The sequence below is a fragment of the Pseudomonas baltica genome (assembly GCF_031880315.1).
In the GTDB taxonomy this organism is placed as follows: Bacteria; Pseudomonadota; Gammaproteobacteria; order Pseudomonadales; family Pseudomonadaceae; genus Aquipseudomonas.
Map to the genome: position 1 here is coordinate 1,231,164 of NZ_CP134771.1, position 26,351 is coordinate 1,257,514.

Sequence of the window (26,351 nt, forward strand, 5' to 3'; positions counted from 1 at the left end):
AGTGAGATCCTGGGAGAAACGCCATGCAGGCTAAATGATAGCTTGCAAGGAATCTAAATTATAATAATTCTCATCAAGTTTAAAGCTGCCGTTACATCTTTGCCGGAATCGACCCCCTCGTGCGTCTAAATTTCCCAGCACTGCTCTCGTCTACTCGACAGCCTCGCGCGCTGCTCCGAGTAGACGGCGTTACCCTCCACCGGCCGGAACCCTGCATGACTTCCCCTCGCCTGACTCGCCGTGTCGTCACCGTCTTACTGTGCCTGATCCCCGTGGCCGCGCTGGCGGCCTGGCGGCTGCTGCCCGAAGAGGCCGCGCAACGGCCTTTCGTCAGCGTCACCCGCGGTAATATCGAATCCAGCGTCACTGCCCTGGGCACCCTGCAGCCGCGCCAATATGTGGATGTGGGCGCCCAAGCCTCGGGGCAGATCCGCAACCTGCATGTCGAGGTCGGCGACACGGTCAAGCAAGGCCAGTTGCTGGTCGAGATCGACCCTTCCACTCAGCAAGCCACCCTGGATGCCGGCCGCTACGCCATCGACACCCTCAAGGCCCAGGTCAAGCAGCAACGCGCCGAGCACCTGCTGGCCGAACAACAACTGCGCCGTCAGCAACGCATGGTCAGCGATGGCGCGACCCGCGACGAAGACGTGCAGACCGCTCAGGCCAAGGTGCTGACCACTCAGGCGCAGATCGACATGTTCCAGGCGCAGATTCTCCAGGCCCAGGCCAACCTGCGCAGCGCGGAGGCCGAACTCGGCTACACGCGCATCTATGCGCCCATGAGCGGCACCGTGGTCGCTGTCGATGCGCGTGAAGGCCAGACCCTCAACGCCCAGCAGCGCACGCCGCTGATACTGCGCATCGCCAGGCTGTCGCCGATGACCGTGTGGGCTGAGGTGTCGGAGGCCGATATCGGCCAGGTCAAGGCCGGCATGCAGGCCTACTTCACCACCTTGAGTGGCGGCGGGCGGCGCTGGACCAGCACCGTGCGGCAGATCCTGCCTATCCCGCCCAAACCCCTCGACCAGTTGAGCCAGGGCGGTGGCAGCCCGGTCGCCGCCGCGGGCAACTCCAGCAGCGGGGGGAGCAGCGGCGGCGGCCGCGTGGTGCTCTACACTGTGCTGCTGGACGTGGACAACACCGACAACGCGCTGATGGCGGACATGACCGCTCAGGTATTTTTCGTCAACGCCAGCGCGCAAAACGTGCTGACCGCCCCCATCGCCGCCTTCGAAGGGCCGGGCAATAGCGAGGGCAAGCAACAGGTGCAAGTGCTCGCCGCCAACGGCCAGGTCGAGCGCCGCCAGGTGCACACCGGCATAAGCGACCGCCTGCGCATCCAGATCCTCGACGGCTTGGCCGAGGGTGACAAATTGCTGGTCAACCCTGCCGGCAGCGGTGGCTGAATGAACACGCCCCTGATCGAACTGCGCGGCATCCGCAAATCCTATGGCGGCGGCGACAGCCCGCAGGTCGATGTGCTGCGCGGCATCGACCTGGCCATCCATGCCGGCGAATTCATCGCCGTCGTCGGCACCTCGGGCTCGGGCAAATCGACGCTGATGAACATTCTCGGCTGCCTCGACCGGCCCAGCGCCGGAGAGTACCGTTTTGCCGGCGAAGACGTCGCCGGCTTCAATAACGACGAACTGGCCTGGCTGCGCCGCGAGGCGTTCGGCTTCGTGTTTCAGGGCTACCACCTGATTCCCTCGGCCTCGGCCCAGGAAAACGTCGAGATGCCCGCCATCTACGCCGGTACCCCCCGCCGGCCCGCGCGCCGCACGCGCCACCGCGCTGCTGCAACGCCTGGGCCTGGGCGAGCGCACCGGCAACCGTCCGCGGCAGTTGTCCGGCGGCCAGCAACAACGCGTGTCGATCGCCCGCGCCTTGATGAACGGCGGTCACATCATCCTCGCCGACGAGCCCACCGGCGCCCTCGACAGCCACAGCGGCGCCGAAGTGATGAACCTGCTCGACGAGCTCGCAGGCCTTGGCCACGTGGTGATATTGATTACCCACGACCGCGACGTCGCCGCCCGCGCCCAGCGCATCATCGAGGTCCGCGATGGCCAGGTGATCAGCGACAGTGGCGCCAGCCACACTGACCAGCCGCCGCCGGCCGGCGCACTGCAGGCCACCGATCTGCGCCAACGCCTGAGCGGCGCCAACAGCGACCACGGCGACTGGCTCGGTGAAACCCGTGACGCCCTGCATGCCGCCTGGCGAGTGATGTGGAGCAACCGCATGCGCACCGCGCTGACGCTGCTGGGGATCATCATCGGCGTGGCGTCGGTCGTGGTGATGCTGGCAGTCGGCGAAGGCAGCAAGCGCCAGGTAATGGCGCAGATGGGTGCGTTCGGCTCCAACATCATCTACATGAACGGCGCACCGCCGACGCCCCGCGCCCCGCCCGGCAATATCCGCCTCAGCGACATCTCTGCGCTGGCCGAACTGCCCCAGGTGAAGAACATCATGCCGGCCATGATCGTGTCAGCGCAGGTGCGCTACGGCAACCGTGACATGAATTCGACCATCGGCGGTTACAACCCGCAGTTCCCGACCTTGCTGAACTGGCCGGTGACCGAAGGCAATTTCTTCACCAACGCCGACATGGCCACCGCTGCCGCCGTGGCGGTGATCGGTTCAGAGGTGCGCAAGAAGCTGTTCATCGATGGCCAGGACCCGATCGGCCAATACATCCTGATCGAGAACGTGCCGTTCCAGGTTATCGGCGTGCTGGCCAGCAAAGGCTCCAGCGGCGCCAACCAGCGCAACGATCTGCGCATCGCCATCCCCTACTCGGCCGCGAGCATCCGCCTGGCCGGCACCGAATACCCCGAGTACGTGATCATCGGCGCCGCCGACAGCACCCTGGTCAATGAAGCCGAGCAGGCGATCCGCAACCTCATGCTGCGCCTGCACAACGGCGTGCACGACTTCGAGATCGACAACAGCGCGGCGATGATCCAGGCCGAGGCGCGCACTCGCAACGGCCTGTCGCTGATGCTTGGCGCCATCGCGGCGATCTCGTTGCTGGTGGGGGGGATCGGGGTGATGAACGTGATGCTCATGACCGTGCGCGAGCGCACCCGCGAGATCGGCATTCGTATCGCCACCGGGGCGCGCCAGCGCGACATCCTGCGCCAGTTCCTGACCGAAGCCGTGGTGCTGTCGCTGGTCGGCGGGGTCATCGGCGTTGGCCTGGCGCTGCTGATCGGCGGGGCCCTGACGCTGGGCAATATCGCGGTCGTGTTTTCCGCGATGGCCATCCTCGGCGCCTTTGCCTGCTCGGTCGCCACCGGGGTGATCTTCGGCTTCATGCCCGCCCGCAAAGCCGCCCGCCTCGATCCTGTCGCCGCCCTGACCAGTGAATGACCATGACTAAAGCTCCGTTGCTTCCTCTTCTAGTGTTGGTCGGCGCGTGCAGCCAGACGCCGACGCGGCTCGACAGCGACATTGCCACACCGCCGAGCTGGCAGAGCCCGGCGCGCGAGTGCGCCAGGGCGGCTGACAGCACGCCTGCGAACGCGCGCCAGCCCTGCGCCCGCAGCACCAGCGCCGCCAGCCCGCAGGCATCAGGCCGCCCCGAAACACAGCCCGGCCAGTCGGCAGACAACCGGCAATGGTGGACGCGTTTCGGCAGCCCGCAGCTGGTGCAGTTGATCGATCAGGCACGCTTGGGCAGCTACGACCTCAAGGCCGCCATGGCGCGGGTGCATCAGGCCCGCGCCGCAGTGCGTATCGCCGGCGGTACCTTGCTGCCCACGGTCGAGGGCGGTGCCGATGCCTACCGTCAGCGGCTGCTCAGGGGCCAGGGTTACAGCGAGCAGGACGCCTCGAGCAGCACGCGCACTTATCAGTATTTCGACACGACCCTGAGCGCCAGCTATGAGGTTGACTTCTGGGGCGGCAACGCTGCCGCTCGTGACAGCGCGCGGTTTGCTCTGCAGGCGAGCGCGTTCGATCGCGACACTCTGGAGCTGAGTCTGCTGGGCAGCGTCGCCGATACGTATGTCACCGCCCTCGCCGCCCGCGAGCAGGCACGCATCGCCGCGCTCAACCTGCACAACGCCGATGACCTGCTCAAGCTGGTGCGCAGTCGTTATCAGGCCGGTTCCGCGACTGCGCTGGAGCTGGCGCAGCAGCAGAGTCTGGTCGCCAATCAACAGCGCCAGTTGCCGCTGTATCAGCAACAGGCTGGCGATGCGTTGATCACCTTGGCGACCTTGCTCGGCTTGCCAGTCCAGCAGTTGCAGTTGAGCGAGCAAGGGTTCGAGCAACTGCAAGGCCCGAGTATCGACGCCGGCGTGCCCAGCCAGTTGCTGCGCCGCCGCCCGGACATCGCCAGCGCCGAGGCACGGTTGGCCGCTGCGCAGGCGGATGTCGCCGTCGCCCGCGCCGCGCTGTTCCCTAAACTGACCCTTACGGCGAGCCTTGCCACCGGCGACCGCCAGGCCATGGATCTGCTGCGCAATCCCGCGCTCAACCTCGGTGCAGGGCTGACGGCGCCGATCTTCAACAACGGCCGATTGCGCGCAGGGCGGGACCAGGCCGTCGCGCGTCAGGATGAACTGCTCGAAGCCTATCGCGGCGTGTTGATCACCAGCTTTGGTGAAGTCGAAAAGGCGCTGAACAGCATCGATGGTCTGGATCGCCAGACACGTTGGCAGGCAGAGGAACTTGACCAGGCACAGCGCGCCCTCGACTTGGCCCAGAGCCGTTATCGAGCAGGCGCCGAAGACCTGCTCACCGTGCTGGATGCACAACGCAGTCTGTATGGTGCGCAGGCTGAGCGAGTGCAGTTGCGTCAGCAGCGGTTGCAGGCCAGCGTGGCGCTGTACAAGGCGCTGGGGGGAGGCTGGGATGATCAGTCGGTGGCAACGACCAGGGCGGATTAGGCTACGGGGAGCGGCTCGGGTTTGCGGTTTGGGTAAGGATCAGAGACATGATCGGGGGGCGGAAAAGCTCAACGGCTCAACAGCAGTAAAGCGCGACAGCTTGAAAGCGGGTTTGCGGCGACGCGGATTTTTGTGTATGGCCCTGCTTGCTCTGGGTCTGTGTGGCGAGCCCTTTCGTTTGGCCCCTCGCTGAGGCTCGGGGTACCCGCACTCCGACGCACTGAAGCTGGGTCCGCCGCACAAGCGCCATCCATGGCGCAGCACGGCTCCCCCGACATCCTGTCCGGGGCCCCAGCTTCAGCACGCCGGAGTGCGGCCTGCTCGAGGGGCTCGCCACACAGCCCCGGAGCAAGCAGGACCAAACGAGATCTGAAGAGCAAAAGCGTTCAAGCTTTTTGAGCTGTTGGCTTCAAAGATCGTGCAGGCGCTGCCTGCTGGAAAATAGAAAAGCCTCAGAGCCAACAGCTCTCCATTTCAACATTCACCGCAATTCTCGACGTTCTGCTTTCGAATCGGCCTTGGGGGTGCCGCCCGTTTCCAGCAGGCCGTGCGCAGGTGCCTGAAAACAGGGGCCCCCGACAGGATGTCGGGGGAGCCGCACTGCGCCATGGATGGCGCGTGTGCGGCGTACCCTGTTCTCAGCACCTGCGCACGGGCACCCCGAGCCTTGGCGAGGGGCCAAATGGTGGGCGGCACCCCCAAGGCCGATTCGAAAGCAGAACGTGCACCAATCGAAAAAACACCTAGGCCTCCGATCTTGATTTGAGCACGAGCACGAGCACGAGCACGAACCCGAACCGCAACCGCAGCTCACTACCCTGGCCTCATAGATGATCCTTGCTCGGCCCTGCTGCCAGATAACGACCGTACCAGGGCCGACGCGGCACCCGTCCAGACAACCGCTCTGCCTCTTCATCAGCGCTGAAAATCATCTGCAATGCCAGCTTCATGGTCTCGACATCCAACTGATCGCTACCGCCACCATTACCCATCCCCCAGGCCCCACACCCCTCCCTGGAAGGCCCCAGCCACGGCTCGGCCACCCGCACCCATGGCCCCGGAGCAAACCACGGAATCCCGTTCACGGTCTTGTGCCGCACCTCGCCGGGATGCGCCTGCTGATGGGCCAGAAACCAGTCATCCAGACGATCATCGATCCAGCCGTGAAACGCCCAGAACACCGGGTTCACATGGGACGAAAACGGGTCGCCGAGAAAATCGTTATCCGCGCCAAACCAGCGCTCGGCGAAATCATCGGGCCGCCGCGCATACACCATCGGATACCCCGAATCCGGATCACGCCCCAGCGCCGCCCAGCGCATGTGCAGCCAGTCATGAATCCCCAGCTCGATACGCGATCCCAGCTCGCCCAGGCACAAGGTACTGAGGTATTGCGGGTCGTGCAGTTGCGCCTCCCATAGCTGAAAGTTCGCGTACAGCCCATCGGCGCTTTTGATGTAGTACAGCCACTGATTGAAATGCTCATCGTCTTCGGCCACCCAACTGGGCGGCACGCTATAGCCGTTGCGATTACTCAGATAATCGACAAAGGCCGGAACCCCCTGACCAATGGCCGGACGCGGCGGCGGGATGCTCGTCCATGAACGCAAATCCTGCACCTGCCGCACGCCATGCAGCATGTGCCGGTGCATGAACAAAAAGTCCTCACCCGAGCCATTGCGATGCCGATCATGGCCACGCGCATTGCGCTCTTTGCCCGGCACCCCGACCTGCCAGCCCAAAGCGCGAATGGACTGGCGTCTTGAGGCGTCGATACGGTGCCAGCGATCGCGGCTGGCATGCCACAGCTGGTGAAAATAACGGCGCTCGGGGGAGATCAGATCCTCATGCAACGCAGGCACATACGCCAAGCGCTCACGGGCCTGAACGAAGTGGCGGCGTACCACCACAAACCGCGCGCGCGGTCCGGAATAGCCTGCCTGGGTACCGGCGACACGCACTTCACCACTGATGGTCGCGCCACCGCCGCCCTCGCTCCACACGCCCCAGATCTCGTCCAGCACGGCTTCGCAATCGTAGGCCTGGCCCGATGGCGCGATCAGCTTCCAGCGCACGCTGGGCAGCTGTTCGGCCTCAAGCCGCCCATACACCTGCAAGCCATCATCGCCATAAGGCGCACGCCCCAGATAACCGCACACGGCGCGGGCGTTCTGGCCAACATCGAGGATCAGCTCCAGCGGCTGCGCCAGCTCCGGCAACTGCTGCGTATCGCCCAGCAGCTGCCAGTCCCAGATGCCCACCAGGCGCTCGCCCAGCAAGGCATTGGGCACATCGGCCACCGGTACGCCAGGCTCGTCGGAGCTCAGCTCGGCCTCCTGTGCCTGCTGATATTCCTGCCATTGCTGGCGGGCCGCAAAGCCTGCCGGCAGCACTGCACCAGCGGCCACCAGGCCGGCCAGCATCCTTCGACGCGACACCTTCATCCACTGTACTCATGACGTGACTACTGCAGCGAAAACGAATGGTTGCCGGGGCGATTTAGCGCGGCGGTAAATTCTCTGTGAGTCGGCTCGTTTCACCCAGACAGTTCCGACGGCGCCGCTGTAGAGCGCGGTCGCACAAACGGGTCGAGACAGTCATGACGAAACACCCTCAGCAATCGCGTAAATGGCCCTATGCCGTGGCATTGATCATCCTGCTGGCGCTGGTCGGCGGCGCAGGTGCCTGGTGGTACTGGGTGTACCGCGAAGCGCATCCCTATAGCCGCGAGATAGAACAGCGTGCAAACGCCTTGCAAGCGCGCATCCTCAGCCTCGACGGCCACCTCGACGTCCCGCTGAGCTACGGCAGCGACGGCGAGGAAGCCAACCGCGACGGCCCGACCCAGTTCGATCTGGTCAAGGCCGGCAAAAGCCGCCTGCGCGGCGCCTCGATCGCCCTCTGGTCGTGGCCCGAATTCTGGAGCGGCCCCAACTGGCCGCACCGCCCCACCGGCGGTTTCCAGGCGGCCATGGCCAACGAGCTGGAGGTGCGCTACCGCATCATCACCAGCATCGCCAAGGACTTCCCCGACCAGGCCGGCATCGCCTACACCCCCGCCGACTTCCGCCGCCTGGCTGCCGAGGGCAAGTTCGCCATCGTCCTGAGCATGCTCAACGCCGCCCCGCTGGGCGACGACATCGACCAGCTCGACCTCTGGGCGGCTCGCGGTGTGCGGGTATTCGGCCCGGGGTACGTGGGCAACAACAGCTGGACCGACTCGGCGCGGCCGCTGCCCTTCCTCGGCGATTCGGTCGATCCGCTGGGCGGCCTCTCCGACCTTGGCCGGCGCGCCGTAACCCGGCTCAATGACCTGGGCGTGGTCATCGACGTCGCGCAGATGTCCAGTCAGGCCCTGACCCAGGTCACGCACCTGAGCCGCGCCCCGGTGCTGGTCTCGCACACCGGCGTGCAAGGCTTGATGGACATCCGCCGCAACCTCAGCGACGCGGATCTGGCCAACATCAAGGCCACCGACGGCCTGGTCAACATCGTCGCCTACTCCAAATACCTCAAGCCGTTCTCCCGCGCGACCATCGCCAAAATGAACGAGCTGCGCGCCCGCTATCACCTGCCCGACGTGCAGAACCAGACACAGATGGGCACCACCACCGACCCGGTATTCTCGATCTGGTCAGAGAAGAAGTTCGGCGAATACCTCACGCCCTTCTACGACATCCTGCGCCAGGAGCCCGAAGCGACCCTGAGCGACTACGTCGACTCCATCGACTACACGGTAAAGAAAATCGGCATCGACCACGTCGGCATCAGCTCCGACTTCAACGATGGCGGCGGCGTGATCGGCTGGCAGAACAGCAGCGAGAACCGCAACGTCACCGCCGAGCTGATCCAGCGCGGCTACTCCGACGAAGACATCGCCAAGCTCTGGGGCGCCAACTTCCTGCGCGTGTGGGAGGCCACCCAACAGGCCGCCAGGCCCGCCGAGGCAACACCCGCCAACCCTGTCGTCCAACACCCTTAAGGACCCTCATGAAACGCCTGAACGCATTCATCGCCCTCGCTTGCCTGTCGCTGTCGGTCGGCGCCTATGCCGCCGACCCGACCGAACCCGGCAAGGTCTTCCAAGACTGCAATGACTGCCCGGAAATGGTCGTGCTGCCCGCCGGCGGCTACACCATGGGCGTGCCCAACGATGAAGTCGGTCGCCAGTCCGACGAAGGCCCGCTGCACCAGGTGACCTTTGCCGAACCCTTCGCCATCAGCCGCTTTCACGTCACCGCCGAGCAGTGGCAGGTCTACACCAAGGACACCGGCGTGGTGATCCCCGATGGCGACGATCGCCCCGGCCGACGCTGCACCAACGGCAAGCCCAGCTATCCCCAGGGCCCACGCCAACCGGCGGTGTGCATGGACTGGGAAGAAGCCCGCGGCTACATCGCCTGGCTGGCGAAAAAGACCGGCAAGCCCTACCGCATGCTCAGCGAGTCGGAACGTGAATACGGCGCCCGCGCAGGCTCCACCGGGCCCTTCCCCTTCCCGTTCGACAAGGCCGGCGGCTACCAGATCACCGAGCACGCCAACGGCTACGGGCCCAAGGACGGCTACACCTACACCGCCCCGGTGGGCAGCTTCGCGCCCAACGCCTTTGGCGTCTACGACATGCACGGCAACGTCTATGAATGGCTCGCGGACTGCTGGCACACCGACTACGTCGGCGCCCCCACCGACGGCAGCGCCTGGATCACCGGCGGCACCTGCGAGCACCGGCAGATCCGCGGCAACGACTGGATCGAACCGCCGATTTTCTCCCGCTCCGGCAACCGCAACGAGCGCGAGCCCGACGTACGCGGTGACTGGTTGAGCTTTCGCGTAGCCCGCAACCTCAACGGTGCCGACAAGGACTGAACACGAACAAGGAGCCCCGCCATGACCGATCTCAGCCGCCGCCATTTCGTCACCGCCGCGACCCTGGCCAGCCTCGCCCCTCAGCTCGCTGTAGCGAGGGGGCTCGCCACCGAAAATTCCACGGCCGCAGATAATGCAGCGCCTGGCGCGCCGTCGTCGGGTGCAAGCCCCCTCGCTATACGGGATCCGATCTTCAACGACGATATCGTCCGCCTCGATTACAACGAAAGCCCCTACGGCCCCTGCGCGCCCGCCGTCAAGGCCATGGAGCTGGGCGCGCGACAGAGCGGGCGCTACTACTACGAACAACAGGTGCGCCTGATCGAACTGTTCGCCGAACAGAACCACGTGCCCGCAGACCATGTGGCAGTGTTCTGCGGCTCGCGTTCGCCATTGCAGTACGCCATGGCGCTGTATGCCGGTGCGCGCAGCGTGGTGACCGCCGCGCCGACCTACGACTCGGTTGCCAATGGTGCCGCCGAAGTCGGCGCCAGGGTCCACGAAGTGCCCTTGGACGAACGCCATGCCCATGACGTGCGCGGCATGCTCGCAGCGGACGATCAGGCCGGGGCGATCTACCTGTGCAACCCCAACAACCCTACCGGCACCCTCACGCCCTATGAAGACATCAAGCACCTGGTGGTGAACAAACCAGCGGGCTGCCTGGCGATCATCGATGAGGCATACATCCACTTTTCCGATGCCCAGCCCTGCTTGGGTCTGGTGCTCAAACACCCGGACGTGCTGGTGCTGCGCACCTTCTCCAAGCTCTACGGCATGGCCGGGGCGCGGTTGGGATTGGCCATCGCGTCGCCTGAAGTACTGGACAAGCTGCAGACCCTCAACGGCCACAACTTCATCTCGGTGAGCGCCTCGCTGGGCGGCATCGCCAGCCTGCAGCAACCGCAACTGGTGGCCGAGCGCAAGCAGACCAACCAGCGCGTGCTGCAGGACACCGTCAGCAAACTGCAAGCAGCGGGCTATCGCTGCACCGAGGCGCAGGCGAACTGTTTAATGGTGGCGCTCAAGCGCCCTGCCGCGCCGGTGATCGAGGCGCTGGCCAAGCGCGGCGTACAGGTGGGCCGAGTGTTCGATGCCTGGCCGGACTGGATGCGGGTCACGGTGGGGACGGCCGCCCAGATGCAAGCGTTTCTGAACTCATTCTTCGTTGTCATGCAGCACTCATGAAGCCGGATTTCATCCGTCAAGGAGCCCCCGAGATGAACACACTCAACAGCAAGACCGTACATGATGTCATCGGTGTGGGCTTCGGCCCCTCCAACCTGGCCTTGGCCATCGCCCTGCAGGAACTGTCCCAGTCCGAGGGGCGCTCCCTTGACGCTGTGTTCCTCGAAAAACAGGCCGATTACCGTTGGCACGGCAATACGCTGGTGGGCGGCAGCGAAATGCAGATCTCCTTCCTCAAGGATCTGGTCTCGCTGCGCAATCCGGCCAGCCCCTACAGTTTCGTCAACTACCTGCATCGTCACGGCCGCCTGGTGGACTTCATCAACCTGGGCACCTTCTATCCCTCGCGCATGGAGTTCAACGACTACCTGTGCTGGGTCGCCAGACACTTCAACAACCAGGCTCATTACGGCGAAGAGGTGCTGCGTATCGAGCCCGTCCACCTTGACGATCAGGTCGATCACCTGCGCGTCGTCAGCCGCGACGCCCAAGGCCGCGAACACGCGCGCTACGGACGCGCCGTGGTGGTCGGCAGCGGTGGTACGCCGCGCATCGTCGAACCCTTCATCGCGCTCAAGGACGATCCGCGCATCTTCCATCACGCCCAGTACCTCAGCCGTGTGCAGACCCTGCCCTGCGCCAGCGGCACGCCGACTCGGGTCGCCATTGTCGGCTCCGGCCAGAGCGCAGCCGAAGCCTTTATCGACCTGCACGATACCTACCCGGCGGCCAGCGTCGACATGATCGTGCGCGGCTCGGCACTCAAGCCGGCCGACGACACGCCGTTCGTCAACGATATCTTCTCGCCGGCCTACACCGACCTCGTTTTCGACCAGCCACCGCAGGAGCGTCGCAAGTTGCTGCAGGAGTATCACAACACCAACTACTCGGTGGTCGACCCGCAGTTGATCGAACGCATCTACGGCATGCTCTATCGCCAGAAAGTCTCCAAGGTCTATCGCCACGGCGTGCTCTGCCGGCAGCAGATCGACGCCGCCCGCGCTACCGATCAGGGCATCGAACTGACACTGCACGATCTGTCCACGGGTGATCGCCGCCAACGACGTTACGACGCCGTAGTGCTGGCCACGGGGTACGAGCGTCGATCGCACCGCGACCTGTTGGCACCGGTGCAACAGCACCTGCAGCAGTTCGAGGTCGATCGTCACTACCGCGCGCTGACCAGCCCCGAGCTCAAGGCTGCCGTGTTCCTCCAGGGCTTCTGCGAGGCATCCCATGGGTTGAGCGACACATTGCTGTCGGTGTTGCCGGCGCGCAGCGAAGAGATCGGCCGGGCGCTGTACGCGTTGTCGGCCAGCCAGCCACTCGAACAGCCGCGTGCTGCGCTGGCGGGGATGTAAATCGTGCACCCCGCCGCTCACTGCATGGAGTCCTCGACATGACCGCTTCGGCACACACACTGGCGCGAGAAACCTGGCACCTCCTCAAACCGTTCCGGGTGGCTGTCATCGCCTCGGTCATCATGGGTGTCATCAGCGGCCTCAGCGTCACCGCGTTGCTGGCCACCATCAACCGCGCGATGAACGAAGGCGCCGGGCCGACCGTCTGGCTGGCCTGGCAGTTCGCAGGTTTCTGCCTGCTGACGCTGGCGAGTTCGACCGGCTCGCAGCTGTTGACCAATGCGGTCGGCCAGCGCGTGGTGCGCAATCTGCGTCGCGAACTGGCGGGCAAGGTCCTGGCGGCGCCGGTGGCGCAACTGGAGCGGTTTCGCAGCCACCGGCTGATTCCGATTCTGCTCAACGATGTCACCACCCTCAGTACCTTCGCCCTGTCGGTGGCGCCCATGGTCATCGCCTTCACCGTGACCGTGGCATGCCTGACCTATCTGGCGCTGCTGTCCTGGCAGATCCTGCTGTTGACCTTGGTCACGGTATTGATCGGCGTGGGTGCCCAGTATCTGGCTCAGCATTTTGGCAACGTGCGCCTGACCCAGGCACGAGACGGCGAAGACGAGCTGCAAAGTTACTACCAGGCAATCACCGACGGGGCCAAGGAGTTGCGTATCCAGCGACCCCGACGCTGGCACATGCGCGATGAATCGATCAAGGGCGTAACCGAACGGATTGCCCAGGCCAACATCCGCGCGGCAGACATCTTTATCAGCGCCGAGATCTTCGGCTCGATGCTGTTCTTCGCCGTCATTGGCCTGGCCATCGCGTTCCTGGTGCTGTGGCCGACCACCGAACGCACCGTGCTCGGCGGCTTCGTGCTGGTCATGCTCTTCATGAAAGGCCCGCTGGAGCAGTTGGTGATCAACCTGCCGATGGTCAGCCGCGCACGTATCGCCCTGGGCCGCATCGCCGAACTGTCGGCGCGTTTCTCCTCGCCTGAAGTACAAGGCCAGCCTGGCGCCGCCGAGCCGTTGGCGGCATTTCAACAACTGGAACTGCGCGGCGTGCGCTACGACTATCCAGTGGTGGAAGGCAGCGAACCGTTCAGCCTGGGGCCGGTAGACCTCACGGTGAGCCGTGGCGAGATCCTGTTCATCGTCGGCGAGAACGGCTGTGGCAAGACCTCGCTGATCAAAGTGCTGCTGGGGCTCTATCCACCGCAAGCCGGGGCGGTGCATCTGGACGGCCATCTCATCGACGACGCCCTACGCGACGACTACCGCCAGCTGTTCACCACCATCTTCGCCGACCACCACCTGTTCGACGACCTGAGCCCCGGCGCGCAGGATAAACCCGAGCTGGTCGCCCGCTACCTCGAACGCCTGGACATCGCCCACAAGGTCAGCCTGGTGGACGGCAGCTACAGCACCACGGCGCTGTCCACCGGCCAGCGCAAGCGCCTGGCGCTGGTCAATGCCTGGCTCGACGAACGCCCGATACTGGTGTTCGACGAGTGGGCTGCCGATCAGGACCCCTCGTTCCGCCGGGTGTTCTACACCGAGCTGCTGCCGGAAATGAAACGCCAGGGCCGCACCCTCATCGTCATCTCCCACGATGACCGCTACTTCCACATCGCCGACCAGTTGATCCGCATGGACAAGGGTCGGGTGGCTATCGAACGCGTCGACGACCCGGACTTGCTGCCGGCCTGACGCCCTACCCTGCGAGAGAACGTTCGCCATGCACAAAAAGAAGATTGCTTACCTCTGGTCGTTGCGCAACGCCGCCGCCGACAAGGCGGGTCAGAACATCGCCTACAAGGGCGAGCAGCGCTACATGAAGTCGGTGCTCGAACACCTTGTCGAGCAACTCGAACGCACGTCACTCGGGGAGCTGTACAGCCTCGACACGGTGATCTATGACGACGACGCCGAGTCGCCTCGCGACCAGCAGGCGCTGGCCGAGTATGGCTTGCGCTATCGCGACGGCCAGCGCTGGTTCTACCCCCCGCAGTTGCAGGTCCAGGGGCGTTTGGTCAACGACCTGTTGACGCCAGTCGCCTCGACTTACCGTCGTTTGCCGTTGGACTCGAGCGAACGTCCTGCAGGCAAACATGACTTTGAACAGCGCCTGCTGGGCACGCTGCAGGCGCTGGAGATCGAACTGGTGGTGGTCGACGGCCTGCTGGTGATCCTCGATGAGCTGGTGCGGCCCGGCAGCCCGTATTTCCGGCGCATGGTCAATATTCACCCGGGCATCACCCGTCTCGAATCCGCCTATGAGCGCCGCGGCGCCCATGCCACATGGGACGCGCTATACGGCGCCCGCGGCCGCAAGGTCATCAACTGGAAGACCGGGCAGCAGATAGACGCGCCGGTAGTCGACAAGACAGGGGCATCGTTCCATTACATGGACAACGGGATCGACTCTGGAGAAGTCATTCATGACGTGCTGCAGACCCACATCGACCCGCAGGACAGCATTCTCGAACTGCGCTGGAACAACTTCAACCGCAGTCTGTTTCCGGCATTGACCGAGGGGTTGTCGCGGCTGGCAACGATTGGCCAGCGCGCGTCGACGACAGCCTGAGCGTTGCTTTCCACAAGGGCCCGAGGGCCCTTTTCACGCGCTGAAACATGGCCCGAAACATGGCACATCGAGAAGTTCTATGCGGCGGCTGAAAAAACATTCCGGTTCCTGCCGGATCGTCCGTCATATGACCCGATTTGATTACCATTCCCATTTGTGCTCCTGACTGCCTATACCTAGAGAACGACATGCCAACGTCAAATAAAACCTTGCCCCTCGTCCGGGCGTTCACTATCGGTCGAATGCTCACCTTCAGCCCCAGTAAAATAGCGGTCGGGATTACCTTGGCAGTGTCCTGCATGCAGGTGCAGGCGCAGGATATTCAATTCGATATCCCGGCCATGCCACTGGCGCAGGCGATTCAGCAATTTGGCAAAGTGGCCGGCGTCCAGGTGCTCTACAGCTCCGCGGAGCTCAACGGTAAAACCAGCAATGCCATCAAGGGCAGCCAGAGCACCGATCAGGCCATCAGGCTGTTGCTCAACGGTACAGGGCTGGTATTCAGCCACTCCGACAACGCCATTACCGTGTATGCCGCCGGTACCGACGCCGGGTCGATCAACCTGGATGCGGTGAACATCGACAGCAATGCCATCGTCGATCCCTCGACCACCGAGGGTACCCACAGTTATACCCAGGCCGGCCCCAGTTCCACGGCTACCGGCCTGGGCCTGACGTTGCGTGAAACGCCGCAGTCGATCACCGTGGTGACGCGGCAGAAAATGGATGATTTCAACGCGCAGACGCTCAAGGATGTCATGAAGCAGACGCCTGGCGTTTCGGTGTCCTACCTGGCCGACAGCGTGACGTTGTTCGCCCGCGGCACCGAGATCAACAACTATCAGATCGATGGCTCGCGCACGGCGGGCGCGGCGTCCTCCCTGGGCGCGCCGATCAATACCGGGCTGATATTCGATGACATGGCCGACATGGATCGCGTCGAAGTGCTCAAGGGCTCGACCGGACTGCTGCGCGGCGACGGCAACCCCAGCGCCACCATCAACCTGGTACGCAAAAAGCCGACTCGCGACTTCCAGGCGCATGTCGATGCCGGGGCGGGCTCCTGGGACACCTATCGCTCCGATGTCGATGTCAGCGGCCCCCTGACCGACACCGGCAATGTCCGCGGCCGCGTGGTGGCGGCCTACAAGGATGGCAACTCCTACAAGGACAACGTCCAGAACCGCAACACCCTGTTATACGGCACGGTCGACTTCGACCTCACCCCGGACACCTTGCTCAATATAGGGTTCGATTACAAAGAGCGGCAGACGCGGGGCAACTCGAACTCGACCGGCGCCCGCGCCTATGATCTTTCCGGCAATTATCAAGGCAAGACATCGCGTTCATGGAACGCGGGCGCGCCATGGTCCGGGTACAACCTCAACGACCTGACATTCTTCACCACGCTAGAGCATCATTTCGATAACGGCTGGGACGCCAAGCTGCAATTCAATATCGAGAAATCCAAGATTCCGGAGTGGAAAAACGCCACGGTCAACCAGCCAGGCGAGACCCCGAGCGTCTCCCGGTACACCGGCACCGAAAACCTCAACAAAGGCCTCAACGTCGATATCAAAGGTGACTTCGAGCTGTTTGGCAGAACCCACCAACTGCTGATTGGGGGCGACTACACGCGCAACGATGCACGGATGAACCGCTGGCGCTCCCCGGCGGATTACCAGGCCAACCAGCTGTCGGACTTCACCGATTTCATTGCCAATCCCCAGAACTACCTGAGTTCGGGTGGCAGTCGGTTCCCCGAGGTCGAGGGCAACTGGAGCCCCCGCGATGAATTCCGTGCCAACACCACGCGCATCGGTACCTATCTGGCTACCCGCCTGAATCTGGCCGACGACGTGAAATTGATCCTCGGCGCGCGGACCTCCGACTATAAATACGACTACACCGACCAGAGCGCTACCGACGGCAGCTATATCAGTGATATCCATCAAAAGGAATCCGGCGTCGTCAGCCCTTACGCCGGTCTGGTCTATGACCTCAACAAGAACTTCTCTCTGTACACCAGCTATGCCGATATCTTCCAGCCGGTCACGGTGCAGGATGCCGATGGCAAACTGCTGGACCCGAAAAAGGGTGTCACCTACGAGGTGGGTTCAAAGGCAGAATTTTTCGACGGCCGCCTCAACGCCAGCGTCGCTTATTTCTGGAAAAACTGGAAAAACACCTACGAATCCAGCGGCGGCAGAACCCCGACCGGCGATACCGCGTATCGCAATGTCACCGGCGTGATGGAACACGGTTACGAGCTGGAGCTGTCCGGTGAACTGGCGCCCGGCCTGCAAGCCCAGGGCAGCTATGTGCTGAACAACAGCGAGTTGAACGACTCTTACTATGGCCTGCCCAAGCAGCAGTTCAAGTTCGACACCACCTACCAGTTACCCGGCGCGCTGTCGAATCTGACCGTGGGTGCAAGTGCCCGCTGGCAGAGCAAGATATCGGCGAGCTCGGACTACGACACCCTGGAACAGAAAGCCTATTGGGTATTCGATACCATGACTCGGTATCGCTTCAACCAGCACCTGAGCGCCAGCCTCAACGTCAACAACGTGCTCGACAAGAAGTACTTCTCCGGGATCAACGGCTTCGACTTCGGTCAGGGGCTTTATTACACCTGGGGCGAACCCCGTAATATGAACGTGAGCATGCGCTACGACTTCTAAGCCCTGTAAAGCGTCAATAAAAAACCCAGCAATCATGCTGGGTTTTTTATCGACCGAAATTCATCGACCCTCGGTTAGCGGATCGGGCCCTGTGCAAGGCCCGTCCGCTTGCCGTTCACTGCCCGCCGAGCCGGGCTTCGACCGCCCGGATGAAGTCCTCTTCCTGCAGGATCTGGTAGTGGCTACTGGCGATGAAGTGCTGCGCCAGCGGCTCCTTGCCCATCTGCACAGCCAATGTACGACTGTCCTCCCGCCGGCCTTCGACCCACCAGGTGACGGGGCTGACGCGCACGTGCGGCACGCCCCGGAACACGCTGACCAGCCGACCCATGTGCCGCTCGACGCGAAAGCCGTTGGCCAGATCCTCAGCCGCGAGCGCCAGACGCAGGGTGCGGCCGTTCATCAACTGCCGGGTCACGTGAAGGATGTTGGGCGCTGTTTGCGCCAGCTCCGACACGCAGTCCGCAAGCGCCGGTCCTTCGCCAGCCTCGCGGGTCAACGTCAATGAATCGACCAAGGCGGCCAGGTCGTCCTGCCAATGTTCACGGGGATCGTCCGCGGCCGGGCGCACAAAGCTGTCGACCAAGCCCAGAAACGCCACCTGCTCGCCCTGCGTTTCAAGCTCATGGCTGACCAGCACACTCAACGTACCGCCCAGCGACCAACCCAGCAGGTGATAGGGCCCCTGGGGCTGGCGCAAACGAATCTGCGCGGCATATTCCTTGGCCATCGCCTCGAGCGATTCGTCCAGCCAGTCAGGTTCGAGCAGCATGCGTGACTGAACCCCGACGACTGACCAGCGTGACTGTAACTCGCCGGCCAAACGCCGGTAGTCGAACACCGTGCCGAACCCGCCATGGATGCAGAACAGCATCGGCGCACCCTGCCGCTGCTCGTTCAGCGGCACCAGGCAACCGCCCTGAGTGTTGGCACCGAGCAGCTCGCGAAGCGTCGCTTTGTGCATCAAGTCGCGCAGGCTCAAGGTAGCGCCCCAGGGCCCCAGCGAGCGGGCCTGGGCAATCACCTGCATGCAAAGAATGGAGTCGCCGCCCAGCTCGAAGAAGTTGTCAGTCAGACCGACCTTGTCAACGTCCAGCACCTGCGCCCAGATGGCCGCCATCGCCCGCTCCAGCTCACTGTGCGGCGCTACATATTCATGAGCGCGCTCGATGGCTGCGGGTCGAGGCAGGGCTTTGCGGTCCAGCTTGCCGTTTGGCGTAAACGGCATTGCCGTCAGGAACAGCAAATGAGCAGGAATCATGTAGTCCGGCAGTTGCGCGTGAAGGTGCTCGCGCAACTGTGCGCGCAAACGGTCCTCCTGCTCCTCGTGGTCGCTGGCAATGACATACGCGACCAGTTGCTTGCCACCGGGCCCGTCGATATCGATCACCACCGATTCGCGCACCGCCGCGTGCTGCTGCAACCGGGCTTCGATCTCGCCCAGTTCGATGCGGTAACCCCGAACCTTCACCTGGTGATCGACTCGCCCCAGGTAGTCGACCAGCCCGTCGTCACGCAACCGGGTCAAGTCACCGCTGCGGTAGACCCGCTCGCCGTCACCGAACGCATCAGGGACGAAGCGCTCGGCCGTCTGCGCGGGGCGATCGAGATAGCCACGCGCGACCCCGTGGCCGCCCAGATACAGCTCTGCGGCAAAGCCCGTGGGCAGTACGTTCAAGCTGCTGTCGAGCAGATAGCCACGACGACGCCCCAGCAAGCTCCCGATGGGCGCGTAGGCCGCACCACAGGGGTCGCCTGGCCCGGCTTTCCATAGCAGCGGCGTGACCACGGTTTCGGTGGGGCCATAGCCATTGAACAGATACTGCGGGCGCAAGGCTTGCCAGGCCAGCGCATAGCTGGCCTGGGGCACCGCGTCGCCGCCGAAGCAATAAATCCGTGTTGCCGGCGGATTGCCCACGCGCCGGACATGCTCGGCCAACTGCAGCAGATACAACGGTGGAAAAACACCAATGGTCACACCGTGGCGATGCATCTGCGCGTAGGTCTGCTCCGGCAGCCACAGGCTGTCATCACGGATCAGCACCCGTGCACCGTTGATCAACGGATGCATCCAGCCTTCGTGGGCGCCGTCGAAGGCGAACGACATGAAGTGCAATTCGCAGTCAGCCGCGCCGGTTTCATAGCGCTCGCCGGTCGCGCGAATATGCGCGACCAAGGGTCCGTGGGCCACCGCGACGCCTTTGGGCAGGCCGGTAGAACCTGAGGTATAGATCACGTAAGCGAGGTTGTCTTCGGTGAGCGCCACGACCGGTGCGCCGGCGGGGCAATCCACCCAATCGGCGTGCTGATCGACCAGCAGGGTCGCCAGGCCCTCAGGGATCGCCAGGGTGCCGAGCAGGTCGCTTTGAGTCAGCACCAGCGCTGCCGCGCAGTCGTCCATCATGTATCGCAGGCGCTGCGCAGGATACGCCACATCGAGCGGCACGTAGGCACCGCCCGCCTTGAGCACGGCCAAAAACGCCACCATGATGTCGGCACTGCGACGCATGGCGATCGCCACCCGCACCTCGGGGCCGACGCCTGATGCGATCAAGCGATGGGCCAGGCGGTTGGCCTGGGTATCGAGCTGGCGATAGGTCAGTTGCTGGTCGTCGAACAGCACGGCGACCGCATCGGGCGTGCGCTCGGCTTGATCGGCGAACAGCTGGTGCACCGCGCGATCACTGCGATAGCCGCTATGGCTGTTGTCCCACTGCGCCACCAGGCTGCGGGTTTCGCTGGCATCCAGCAAAGGCAATGCGCCTATGCAGCGCTGCGTATCCTCGATAAGCCCTTGCAGCAGATTGACGAAATGGCCAGCGATCCGATGCACCGTCTGGTCATTGAGGGCTGATGTGTCATAGCTGTACTCGATCGACAGCTGTGCGCCCAGGCCGATCGCCAGGGTCAATGGGTAGTGGGTCTGTTCGTGTGCCTGGGTCCCCATGAAAGTCAGGCCAGAGCTGCTCGCTTGCTGCAGCGCCTCGGACACCGGGTAGTTTTCGAAGACCAGAATAGTGTCGAACAGCCCCTCGCCCACCCGTGCGGCCCAGCGCTGGATATCAAAGAGCGGTGTGTGCTCGTATTCACGCAGCGCGACGTTCTGCGCCTGGATCTGCGCGATCCACTCGGCCACGGTGTGATGCGGTTCCGGACAGGCGATCACCGGCAGCGTATTGATGAACAAGCCCAGCTGGCGCTCGACCCCTTTGAGTTCCGTCGGCCGCCCCGCTACCGTTGCGCCGAAGGCGACACAGGCCTGTCCAGTATAGCGCTGCAGCAGCAACAGCCAGGCTGCCTGGACCAGGGTATTGACGGTGACGCGCTGGCTACGGGCGAACTCACTGATGCGCCGCGTCGCTTGCTCGTCCAGTGCCTGGCCGTACTTACTATGGCCCGCCACCAGGCTTTGCGGGTCTTGACGCAACGCCTGCACCAGGCGCGTCGGTGTATCGAAATCATTGAGCTGGTGCTGCCAGAACGCACGGGCCTGTCGCTCGTCCTGACGCTGCAGCCACTCGATATAGTCGCGGTAGCGGCTTGTCTGGGGCGCCAGTGGTTCCCCGGCATAGGCCTGCAATACCTCGCCCAGAAGCTGTGAGTTGCTCCAGCCGTCCATGAGGATGTGGTGGTTGGTGTACACCAGATGATAGCTGTGGGCAGCGCACTTGATGGCCGTGATTCGCAGCAAGGGGTCATGCTGCAGATCGAATCCCTTGCGTCGTTCGGCCTGGGCAAGGGCATCCAGTTCAGGCTGCGTTGCACCATGAGCAGACCAGTCGAGGACGTCAAAGGGCATCTGCAGGTGCTTGCGAACAACCTGCAGCGGCTGCCCGAACTGCGTGACGAAATTCGCCCGCAACACCTCGTGCCTGTCGACCACTTGCTGCCATGCCTGGCGGAATCGCTCGATATCCAGGCCCTCGACATCGATGCGCAGCTGATTGATATAACTGCCGCCGTCTTGCTCGTAGAGGGTGTGGAACAACATGCCTTGCTGCATGGGTGACAGCGGGTAGATATCCTCCACTTGAACGCTGGCGATGACCAGCGCATCGAGCTGCGCTTGGGTGATCCGCGCCAGGGGCACGTCCGAGGGCGTCAAGCCGGCCGCCTCCTCGCTGATGCAGTGCGCGATCAGTGCCTTGAGCTCTTGCGCATACTCGTGCGCCAAGCGCTGGATCGTGCCGGGGTCGAACATGTCACGACTGAACGTCCAGCTCAGGCTCAGCTCGCCGCCATACACCTGGCCGTTGATCGATAGCCAGTTGTCGAGCGCAGCCTCGGCGCTTTGACCAGGGCCGCTGCTTTCCTGCGCCGGCACCCAGAAGGCCGACTGATTGTCGTGCCCTGCAAAACTGCTATCGAACTGACCAAGGTAGTTGAAAGTGATGCGGGGCACCGCCAGCTGGCGGAGCGAATCCTGCACCTGCTTGCGGCCCAGATAGCGTAACGCGCCGAAGCCAAGCCCCTTGTGGGGAATGGCGCGCAGCTGTTCCTTGATGCCCTTTATCGCCGCCGGTAGCGTGGCCGCACTGGTCAATCTGACCGGGAATACGCTAGTGAACCAACCCACGGTACGGGTCAGGTCGATGTCATCGAACAGCTCTTCGCGGCCATGACCCTCCAGTTGCACCAGCACGTCGTCGTGCCCCGTCCAGCGCGCGATCACGCGCACCAGGGCTGTCAGCAGCAGATCATTGATTTGCGTGCGGTAGGCCGTGGGCGCCTGTTTGAGTAACTGCTGGGTGCAGGACTGATCCAGACGCGTCTGCACCTCGCTGGCGTGATGGCCTTGCAACGAACCCTGGGGGTAATCACAGGGCAAGTCAGCATGGGCGACCGCCAGCTGGCTTTGCCACAGGCTCAGTTCATCTTCCAGTGCCGCGCTGTTGGCATAGGCTTGCAGATGTTCGACCCAGGCGCGGGTCGAACTGGTTTTCGGCGCCAGCACGATGCTGGCCTTGCGCGCTGATTGTTCATAGGCCAACTGCAGGTCTTCGAGCAGGATGCGCCAGGAAACCCCGTCGACCACCAGGTGATGGATTGCCAGAAGCAAGCGCTGACTGCCGTCGGCCAAGGTTGCCAGCACGGCACGCACCACTGGGCCCTGCTGCAGGTCGAGGCTGGCCTGCGCCTCGCTGCACAAGGCATTGAGCTCGGCATCGTCACGCACATCCGAGCGCCAGAGCAGGCTCGGCATTGGCGCGAACGGGCGGTAGTGTGCGGTCCAGGTCCCCTCGGGGTCCTGGGCAAAGCTCAAGCGCAGAGCGTCGTGATGTTCGAGCAGCGCGGCGAGCGCCGCTTCCAGCGGCTCGGGTTGCAGAACGCCGCCAGGCCTGAGCAACACCGCCTGATTCCAGTGGTGACGCTGGGGTATATCCGTCTCGAAAAACCACCGTTGAATCGGCAGCAGCGGCCCCTCCCCTGTCAACGCTGTCTGGTCGAGCTGCAGATCGTCGTCACTGGCAAGGCTGGCCACCGTCGCCAACCCCTGCACCGTCTGATGCTCGAACAGTTGCTTAGGCGTGAAGCGAATGCCTGACTGGCGGGCGCGACTGACCACCTGGATCGAAATGATCGAGTCGCCACCGAGTTCGAAGAAGTTGTCATCCAGCCCGACTTTTTCGACCTTGAGCACATCCGCCCAGACCTCGGCGATCTGCCGCTCCAGCTCGCTGCGCGGCGCCACATAGGCTTGACGCTGCTGGTCGGCGTCTGGCGCGGGCAGTGCCTTGCGGTCCAACTTGCCGTTGCTGGTCAGCGGCATCTGCGCCACGAACAACACATGCGCCGGTACCATGTAATCGGGCAGCCGAGCGTTCAAGTGCTCGCGCAGCTGCTGGCGCAGCGTGCCTTGTCGGACGTCGTCCGAGCGCTCGGTTGCGGCTACCAGATAGGCCACCAGTTGTTTGCCATGGGGCCCCTGCACATCGAGGACCCGTGCCTCTTGCACGGCCTCGTGCTCTTGCAGCCTGGCTTCGATTTCGCCCAGCTCTATACGAAAACCGCGAATCTTGACTTGATGGTCGATCCGCCCGACGTAGTCGATGGCGCCCTCGCGACGACCGCGTACCAGGTCGCCGGTGCGATACAAGCGCCCTCCGCCCCGCTCGCTGGTATCGAACGGATCAGGGACGAAGCGCTCGGCAGTCAAGGCCGCGCGTTGATGGTAACCGCGCGCCAGTCCGGCGCGGCCAACATGCAACTCGCCTTGGCAGCCGGGCACCGCGACGTTGAAGTCCGCATCCAGCACGTACACCGACAAGTCATCGATAGCGACGCCGATAGGGCTTATGGCGTGCTGGTGCAAGTCCTCGCGACTGATCGGCCGATACGTGACATGCACCGTGGTTTCGGTGATGCCGTACATGTTGATGAGTTGCGGCCGTGCATCGCCGAATGCATCGAACCAGGGCCGCAGGCTCCCGACATCCAACGCCTCACCGCCAAATATCACGTAGCGCAGGCTCAGCGGCGGGTAGTCGCTGGCAGGCGACGTGGCGGCGCGCACCAGTTGCTTGAACGCCGAGGGCGTCTGATTCAGCACAGTGACCTTTTCCTTCGCCAGCAGCGCCAGCAAGTCGTCAGCGGAGCGCGCCGTGTCCTTGGGCACCAGCACCGCCTTGGCGCCGTGCAGCAGCGCACCAAACAACTCCCAGACGGAAAAATCGAACGAATAGGAATGAAACACGCTCCAGACGTCGTGCTCATCGAAGCGGTACCACGCTGCCGTGGCGCTGAATAGCCGTGTGACATTGTGATGGGGCAGCAGGGTGCCCTTCGGCTTGCCCGTTGAACCAGAGGTATAGATCACATAAGCCAGGTGGTGCGGATGGGTCAGGTTCTCCAGGTTGCCTGCGGGCCAGTCTGGAGGGCAGTCGTCTGGCTGGTCGATCAGAAGCGTGCGCACCCCCTGCGGTATCGGCAACTGCGCCACCAGCGGTGATTGCGTCAACAATAGCGCGATGCCGCTGTCGGCCATCATGTAGGCCAGGCGATCTTGCGGGTACTCTGGATCGAGGGGCACATAGGCGCCACCGGCCTTGAGAATGGCGAGCAACCCAACGACCATCTCCAGGCTGCGCGTGACCGCAATGCCTACCAGCACATCCGGCCCCGTACCTGCGTCGCGCAAACGCTGCGCCAGTCGATTGGCCTGCCAGTTGAGTTGCTGGTACGTCAATTGTCCATCGTCGCACACCACCGCTATGCGATCCGGGGTGTGCGCCGCGTGGCCTTCGATCACCTGATGGATGCACTGCTCGCTGGGGTACTGCGCGGGCGTGCGGTTCCAGGCGCCGACGATTTGCTCGTGCTGCGCAGAATCGAGCAGCGGCAACTGGGCGATGGTGTGCCCCGGCGTCTGGACGATCCCGTGCAGCAGCGTCAGCCAGTGCCCAGCCAGCGCCTGTACGGTGCGCGTGTCGAACAGTGCCGTCGCATAGCCCAAAGAGGCGCCGATGCCGTGCTCGAACTCGAAGGTATTGAGGGTCAGATCGAATTGCGCCGTCGTCCGCTCCCAGCTCAATCCCTCGACCACCAGCCCCGACACACGCTGGCTGGCGCCACGCTCCCCAGCCTGATGGCTGTACATCACTTGGAACAGCGGGGTATGACTCAAACTGCGCGGTACTTGCAAGGCCTCGACCAATTGCTCGAACGGCAGGTCCTGGTGGGCCTGGGCGTCCAGCGCATGCCGGTGCACCTGCTTGAGCAACGCCTCGAACGTCATGGACAGATCGAATTGGGCCTTGAACACCTGGGTGTTGACGAAAAACCCGATCAGGCCTTCGGTCTCTACCCGATTGCGGTTGGCGACCGGCACGCCGACACGGATATCGTCTTGACCGCTGTAACGGTGCAGCAAGGTCTGGAAACTCGCCAGCAAGAGCGTGAACAGGGTCACGCCCTGGCGTTGGGCAAGCTGCTTGAGTGCCTGTGCCAGGGTCGCATCCAGCTCAATGTCGAGGATGGCACCGGCGTAGCTCTGATGCGCTGGACGCGGCCGGTCGATGGGCAGCTCCAGTACCGGGTGCTCGGTGCCCAGATGGGCCGTCCAATAGGCCAGCTGGCGTTCCTGCTCCCCCGCTTCCATCCACTGCCGCTGCCAGATCGCGTAGTCGGCGTACTGGATCGGCAGCGCTGGCAGCTGCACCGGCTGCGCCCGGCAAAAGCCCTCATAGCCGCGTACCAACTCGTCGACCATGATCGGCATCGACCAGCCATCGGACACGATATGGTGCTGGATAAGCACCAGCACGTGGTCATCTTCGCCCAGGCGCAACAGCTTGGCCCGCAGCAACGGGCCATGCTCGAGATTGAAGACATGCTGGGTCTCGGCCTCGACCAGCGCGGCAAGCGCGCCGTCGATATCGCCCGCCGGTAACGCCACGGGCTCCGCCACCAGGACGAAGGGCACAGGCGGATGAACGACCTGCACCGCCAGACCGTCCTGATGGTGAAAGGTGGTACGCAGCGTTTCATGACGCGCGATCAGTGCATCGAAGCTGGCCCGTAACGCATCGACATCCAGCGCTCCCTTGAGCCGCAACGCCGTCGGCATGTTGTAGGCCGTGCCATCGGGTTCCAGTTGCCAGAGGAACCACTGGCGTTGCTGAGCGTAGGAGAGCACCAGTGGCTCGCCCGGCTCGCGGGGCGAGATGGGCGCGACTCCATACAAATTTATCCCTTGGCGTTTAAGCAGAATGGCCAGGGCCTTGCGTTCCTTGCTGGACAAGGCTTTAACGGAGTCGAGCAACTCTTGCACT

The 26,351-nt window shown here is 63.6% G+C and carries 11 protein-coding genes and 1 pseudogene; 10 read left to right on the forward strand and 2 right to left on the reverse strand.

All coding sequences use genetic code 11. The features are described 5' to 3' along the window. The first annotated feature begins 215 nt into the window (after positions 1-215). The 3 genes and pseudogenes from REH34_RS05520 to REH34_RS05530 all read left to right on the forward strand — a co-directional run bounded on the left by REH34_RS05520 (position 216) and on the right by REH34_RS05530 (position 4,901). Positions 216-1,409: an efflux RND transporter periplasmic adaptor subunit gene (locus REH34_RS05520; protein WP_311971026.1), complete on the forward strand. Its 1,194-nt coding sequence runs from the start codon at positions 216-218 to the stop codon at positions 1,407-1,409. Then, positions 1,410-3,378, forward strand: a pseudogene (locus REH34_RS05525) (MacB family efflux pump subunit). Further along, entirely contained in the window at positions 3,375-4,901 is a 1,527-nt protein-coding gene (locus REH34_RS05530) for an efflux transporter outer membrane subunit (RefSeq protein WP_311971027.1), read from the forward strand. The pseudogene REH34_RS05525 and the gene REH34_RS05530 overlap by 4 nt, the downstream one beginning before the upstream one ends. Before the next feature lie 824 nt (positions 4,902-5,725). Here the strand turns inward: REH34_RS05530 and REH34_RS05535 are convergent. After that, positions 5,726-7,345: a PvdJ/PvdD/PvdP-like protein gene (locus REH34_RS05535; RefSeq protein ID WP_311971028.1), complete on the reverse strand. Its 1,620-nt coding sequence runs from the start codon at positions 7,343-7,345 to the stop codon at positions 5,726-5,728. A gap of 155 nt (positions 7,346-7,500) precedes the next feature. On the opposite strand from REH34_RS05535, the gene REH34_RS05540 reads away from it, so the two are divergent. The 7 genes from REH34_RS05540 (at position 7,501) to REH34_RS05570 (ending at position 17,580) form a co-directional block, all read left to right on the forward strand. Then, on the forward strand, positions 7,501-8,883 hold the full coding sequence (locus tag REH34_RS05540; RefSeq protein WP_311971029.1) for a membrane dipeptidase: 1,383 nt from the start codon (positions 7,501-7,503) through the stop codon (positions 8,881-8,883). 8 nt (positions 8,884-8,891) lie between these two features. Continuing rightward, positions 8,892-9,767 carry a formylglycine-generating enzyme family protein gene (locus REH34_RS05545; RefSeq protein WP_311971031.1) on the forward strand — a complete coding sequence of 292 codons (876 nt, stop codon included), beginning with the start codon at positions 8,892-8,894 and terminating at the stop codon, positions 9,765-9,767. Between the two features lie 21 nt (positions 9,768-9,788). Next, positions 9,789-10,955, forward strand: coding sequence for an aminotransferase class I/II-fold pyridoxal phosphate-dependent enzyme (locus tag REH34_RS05550; RefSeq protein WP_311971032.1), 1,167 nt, complete (start codon positions 9,789-9,791; stop codon positions 10,953-10,955). A gap of 32 nt (positions 10,956-10,987) precedes the next feature. Further along, positions 10,988-12,316 (forward strand): SidA/IucD/PvdA family monooxygenase, encoded by a 1,329-nt coding sequence (locus REH34_RS05555; protein WP_311971033.1) that lies wholly within the window; start codon positions 10,988-10,990, stop codon positions 12,314-12,316. A 38-nt stretch (positions 12,317-12,354) separates the two neighbouring features. Next, positions 12,355-14,019: a cyclic peptide export ABC transporter gene (locus REH34_RS05560; RefSeq protein WP_311971034.1), complete on the forward strand. Its 1,665-nt coding sequence runs from the start codon at positions 12,355-12,357 to the stop codon at positions 14,017-14,019. A 28-nt stretch (positions 14,020-14,047) separates the two neighbouring features. Next, entirely contained in the window at positions 14,048-14,896 is an 849-nt protein-coding gene (locus REH34_RS05565; RefSeq protein ID WP_311971035.1) for a N(5)-hydroxyornithine transformylase PvdF, read from the forward strand. Positions 14,897-15,084: 188 nt separating this feature from the next. Then, on the forward strand, positions 15,085-17,580 hold the full coding sequence (locus REH34_RS05570) for a TonB-dependent siderophore receptor (RefSeq protein ID WP_311971036.1): 2,496 nt from the start codon (positions 15,085-15,087) through the stop codon (positions 17,578-17,580). Positions 17,581-17,695: 115 nt separating this feature from the next. Here the strand turns inward: REH34_RS05570 and REH34_RS05575 are convergent, their stop codons facing one another. Then, entirely contained in the window at positions 17,696-26,350 is an 8,655-nt protein-coding gene (locus REH34_RS05575) for a non-ribosomal peptide synthetase (RefSeq protein WP_311971037.1), read from the reverse strand. Between the last annotated feature and the right edge of the window lies 1 nt (position 26,351).